Origin of the sequence: Pseudonocardia sp. SID8383 (assembly GCF_009864975.1) — a bacterium.
Lineage (GTDB): Bacteria > Actinomycetota > Actinomycetes > Mycobacteriales > Pseudonocardiaceae > Pseudonocardia > Pseudonocardia alni.
In genome coordinates this window covers 1-5,205 of sequence record NZ_WWFY01001144.1, presented here as the reverse complement: position 1 = coordinate 5,205, position 5,205 = coordinate 1, and the positions used below count along the sequence as shown (strand labels likewise).

Annotated in this window: 3 protein-coding genes; 2 read left to right on the top strand and 1 reads right to left on the bottom strand. The window is 73.4% G+C overall.

The window, feature by feature from the left end:
• The coding region (locus tag GTW08_RS27770; protein ID WP_237454256.1) for an LCP family protein at positions 1–1,754 on the top strand (1,754 nt) is incomplete at its 5' end.
• Between the two features lie 53 nt (positions 1,755–1,807).
• Here the strand turns inward: GTW08_RS27770 and GTW08_RS27765 are convergent.
• Positions 1,808–3,448, bottom strand: coding sequence for an asparagine synthase-related protein (locus GTW08_RS27765; protein ID WP_308292881.1), 1,641 nt, complete (start codon positions 3,446–3,448; stop codon positions 1,808–1,810).
• A gap of 253 nt (positions 3,449–3,701) precedes the next feature.
• Between GTW08_RS27765 and GTW08_RS27760 the strand changes: the two genes are divergently transcribed.
• Complete coding sequence (locus GTW08_RS27760) at positions 3,702–5,129, top strand: NAD(P)/FAD-dependent oxidoreductase (protein ID WP_100879877.1); 1,428 nt, start codon at positions 3,702–3,704, stop codon at positions 5,127–5,129.
• Positions 5,130–5,205 lie beyond the last annotated feature (76 nt).

The window sequence follows — 5,205 nt, the reverse complement described above, 5'->3', positions numbered from 1 at the left end:
CCGCCGCAGCAGGAACCGCCGCAGCAGGAACCGCCGCAGCAGGCTCGGCGGCGGGAGGCTCCGCGGCGAAGGCCCGGGGCGGCCGCGGTGAGAGGCGCGACGGGAACAGCACGCTGTCCCCGCCCGCCGGCAGGTCGGCCGCACCCGACCCCGCGCGGCGCACCCTCGCCGCCGCGCTCGGACTCACCGTGGCGTCCACCGTGGTGCCCGGCAGCGGACACCTCGCGCTGCGCCGCCGTCGTACCGGTGGGCTGATCCTCGGCACGGTGGTCGCGATCGTCGTCGGGCTGGCGGCGGTGGTGCTCCTGGCCCGGCGCTCGACGCTGCTCCAGAACCTGCTGTCGACGACCACGCTGACCGTCATCGCGGTGGCGCTGGTGGTCGCCGGGATCGCCTGGATCGCCCAGGTCGCGCGGACCTACGCACTGGCCCGGCCGCGCGGGATGCCGCTCGGCCGGAAGATCCTCGGCACCGGGACCGCGGCCCTGCTGTGCCTCACCGTCGCCGTGCCCTTCGGCTACGGCGTCGAGCTGATGAACTCCCAGCGCGGGCTGCTGAACTCGCTGTTCCAGGGCGGCGGGACCTCGGCGGCCGAGGCGCTGGGCAAGCCCCGGCTGAACGTGCTGCTGCTGGGCAGCGACGCCGGCGACGACCGGACCGGTACCCGTACCGACACCATGATGGTCGCCAGCATCGACACCCGTTCCGGCCGGACGACGCTGTTCAGCCTGCCCCGCAACATCCAGCGGGCCGAGTTCCCGCCGGGCAGCCCGGCCGCGGAGGAGTTCCCGGACGGCTTCCACGACCCGTCGCAGCCGTTGTCGGGCGACTACCTGCTCAACGCCGTCTACGCCTATGCCGAGCAGCACCCGGAGATCGCGCCGTCGGGACCGACGTCGTCGCCGGGCATCAACCTGCTCCAGTCCTCGATCGCGTACATGACCGGCCTGCCGCTGGACTACTACCTCGAGGTCAACATGGCCGGGTTCTCCTCGATGATCGACGCCGTCGGCGGAGTCACCGTGAACGTCGGGCCCGAGCCGATCCCGGTCGGTGGCGTCACCGCGTTCGGCAGGCACGTCACCCCGGACCGCTACATCAGCCCCGGGGTGCAGACCCTGGGCGGCGAGGACGCGCTGTGGTTCGCGCGCTCCCGCCGGGACGGCACCGACTACCAGCGGATGGGCCGCCAGCGCTGCCTGATCCAGGCGGTCATCTCGCAGACGACCGCGACCGAGCTGATCTCCCGGTTCCAGAGCATCGCCGCGGTGACCCGGGACAACGTCGCCACCGACATGCCCCAGCAGGTGCTGCCCGCGCTGGCCGTCCTGGCCGACGAGGGGTTCCGGCTGGAGAGCGTCGCGTTCGACCCGTCGCTGCCGGACCCGAACTCCTCGACGGGCTACTTCGTCACCGCCGACCCCGACGTCTCCTACATGCGCGAGGTCGTCCGCAACGCCATCGCCGACCCGGCCCCGGAGCCGGCGCCCGGGACCGCCCCGGCGCTCGCCGCCCCGACGGCGCAGCCGTCCCCGAGCACGGAGTCGTCGCGGTCGTCCTCGGCGAGCGCGTCGCCGACCCCCGACCCGGCCGCGGCGCTGCCGCAGTCGGTCGAGGAGTCCTGCGCGTCGACGGGCGCGGCCGACGTCCCCGCCGGGGGCGAGCCCGGCACGTCGCAGGACCCGTCCGCGACCGGTTCGAGCGGGGTCTCCGGCTCCGATCAGGTCGACGGCCTCCGTCCCGACCAGAACTAGCCCTCCGCGGCCGAGCCCGCCGCACCGGTCGGGCGACCGGGGCAGAGCGCCGCTCAGGCCGTCGCGAACGCCCCGAGCACGTGGTCCGGCCGGATCCCGTCGAAGTGGGAGCGCCAGATCCCGTGGTAGAGGACCTCCTCCTCGCTGCGCAGCGGCCAGGAGTCGGACGGGTGCTCGGGCACCCCGTCGGTGACCCCGGTGTCGGCCGCGGCGGCGGCCTTGCGGGCGGCCAGCTCGGCGAGCACGGTGCCGGCGCCGGAGCCGTCGCCGAACTGCTCCTTGCCGCGCCACAGCAGGTCCTCGGGCAGCCAGCCCTCGAACGCCTCGCGCAGGATCGCCTTCTCGGGGCGGCCGTCCGGGCACTGCTTCCACTCCGGCGGCAGCGCCAGCGCGGCCCGGACCAGGCCGGAGTCCAGGAACGGCTCGCGGGCCTCCAGGCCGAAGTACATGGTGGTGCGGTCGCAGCGCTGCAGGTTGAGGTGGTGCAGCTGCTCCAGCGAGCGGACCAGCTCGGCCTGCAGGGTGTCCGGGTCGGCGTACTCGGGGCCGTGGATGTAGGAGTAACCGGCGAACAGCTCGTCGGCACCTTCCCCGGTGAGCACGACCTTGACCTTCTTCGCCGCCTCGCGGGCGAGGATCAGGTTGGGCACCGCGCTGCGGACCAGGGCCGGGTCGTAGTGCTCGATGACCTCGACGGCGTGGTCGAGGGCCTCGGCGATGTCCTCGGGGGTCACCAGGATCTCGTGGTGGTCCGACCCGATGTGCGCGGCGACCTTGCGGGCCGCGATCAGGTCACCGGACTCGGCGGTCCCGACGGCGAAGGTGGGCAGCTGCTCGCCTCGGGCCCGGGCCTCCTGCGCGGCGATGGCCGCGACCAGCGCCGAGTCCAGGCCACCGGACAGGAACACGCCGACACCGACGTCGGACATCATCCGGCGACGGACCGCGGACACCACGGCCTCGCGCACCCGGGACAGGTCCGCGTCGTCCCAGCCGGGGCGGATCGCGCGGCGTGCCGGGCGGACCTCGACCGGCACGGCGTCGGCGAACCGCACCAGCCCCGACGACGGGCTCCACAGGCAGCCGGGCGGGAACGAGCGCACGTACGGGCGGTCCTCGGGGTCGAACGCGCGGAGCTCGCTGGCGAACAGCACCGTCTCCGACGGGTCCGGCGCGGTGTACGGGACAGCCCCGGACGCACCGCCACCCCCGTCACGGAGCTCTGCCGGCGGCACCCAGTACAACGGCTTCACGCCGAACGGATCGCGGGCGACGAGCCCGGCGCCGTCGGTGCGCCCCATGGCGACGGCGAACATGCCGTTCAGCGAGGCGACCGCGGCCTGGCCGTCCCACATCACCGCGTGCAGCGCGGCCTCGGTGTCGGACTTGGTGCGCACCGTGCCGTCCGGGAACGCCTTGGCGATGCGCTCGTGGTTGTAGATCTCGCCGTTGCCGACGATCCACGCGGTGCGGGCGGCGTCGGACATCGGCTGGTGCCCGCCGCTGACGTCCATGATCGACAGGCGTTGGTGCCCGAGCCAGGCGTTCCCCACGACCTGCACGCCGGTGTCGTCGGGGCCGCGGTGCGCCACCCGGGCGAGCATCCGCTCGTACTTCCCGGGGTCGGCGGGCTCACCGCCCGGCCACGCCGTGGGTCCACCGAACGCAGCCACGATCCCGCACATGGGCTCCATCGTCGCACGGTCGCGCGAACCCGCATCCCGGCTTCCGCTCCCCCACCGTGTGAGTTCGGACTCTGAAAGGCGTTTCCGGAGCGATCCGAATTGCCCCGGCGGCCGTGGGTTCGTACGGTCGGAGACCGGCCAGGACGGCCGCCGTCCACCGCCGACACCAGGACTCAGGGTCCGGAGGCGGGGACCGACACCGGCCATCGAGCAGGTGCGCGGTGATGCCGCGCCAGGACCGACCGACAAGGGGCGGACTCAGGTGAGCACGGCAGAGCACGACGAGCGGCAGGGCCGGCACAAGGTCGTGATCGTCGGCGGAGGGTTCGGCGGTGTGCAGGCCGCCAAGGCGCTCAAGGGCGCCGATGTCGACGTGACGATCGTCGACCGCACGAACCACCACCTCTTCCAGCCGCTGCTCTACCAGGTCGCGACGGGCATCCTGTCCCCCGGCCTGATCGCCCCGGCCCTGCGCCGGGTGCTGAAGAAGCAGAGCAACGTGCGCACCCTGCTCGCCGAGGTCGGCGACATCGACCTCGAGGCCAAGGTCGTCCACGCGGCCGCGCCGGACGGGCAGCGGATCGTGCTGCCCTACGACACCCTCGTCGTCGCCGCGGGCGCCACGCACGCCTACTTCGGGCACCCGGAGTGGGCCGAGCACGCGCCCGGCATGAAGTCGATCGAGGACGCCCGGCTGCTGCGCTCGCGCATCCTGGGTGCCTACGAGCTCGCCGAGGTCGCGACGACCGAGGAGGAGAAGCAGGCGTGGATGACCTTCGTGGTCGTCGGCGCCGGCCCCACCGGCGTCGAGCTCGCCGGTCAGCTCGCCGAGCTGGCGCAGTACGTGCTGCCGCGTGAGTACCGGTCGATCGACACCCGCTCCGCGCGGATCATCCTGCTCGACGCGGCGCCGGCGGTGCTGCCGCCGTTCGCGAAGAAGCTGCAGAACTACACGCGCAAGACCCTGGAGAAGAAGGGCATCGAGGTCCGCCTGAACACCATGGCGACCGGGATGGACGCCGACTCCATCACGGTGAAGGGCCCGAACGGCGAGGAGCGCATCACCGCCCGCACCAAGGTGTGGGCCGCGGGTGTCCAGGCCTCCCCGCTGGGCGAGCTGCTGGCGAAGGCCTCCGGCGGCGAGGTGGACCGCGCGGGCCGTCTCACCGTGGACCCGGACTGCAGCCTGCCGGACCGCCGCGACGTGTTCGCGATCGGCGACATGGTCTCCACCATCGACCGGCTGCCCGGCGTCGCGCAGGTCGCGATGCAGCAGGGCACCTACGTCGGCAAGCTGATCAAGGCACGGGCGAAGGGCGACGACACCACCCCGGCCCCGTTCAAGTACTTCGACAAGGGCTCGATGGCGACCATCGGCGCCCGCGAGGCCGTCGCCGACGTCCGCGGCATCAAGCTCACCGGCTGGCTCGGGTACTTCATCTGGTGCTACGTGCACGTGATGTTCCTGATCGGCTGGGGCAACCGCTTCGGCACGCTCTACAACTGGCTGCGGTCGCTGCGCTACGCCCGCTTCCGCGGGCACCGGCTGATCAGCGTCACCGCGTCCTACGACAAGGCGGTCGACCCGGAGAAGCCGCTGGGCGAGAAGACCGACGAGCGCGCCGAGCTGGACCCGCGGGTCTCGCCCGGCACGCCGCCCGCGCCCGAGCGCCCGGCCGCCACGGGCTGAGCCGGCCACACACCACGACCGACGCCCGGGGGCACGTGCCCCCGGGCGTCGTCGCGTGCGCGGGTGGGCCGGGGCG

Excerpts from the sequence above, each read along its gene's own strand:
- GTW08_RS27765 (WP_308292881.1), bottom strand. The coding sequence starts at position 3,448 with ATGGAGCCCATGTGCGGGATCGTGGCTGCGTTCGGTGGACCCACGGCG.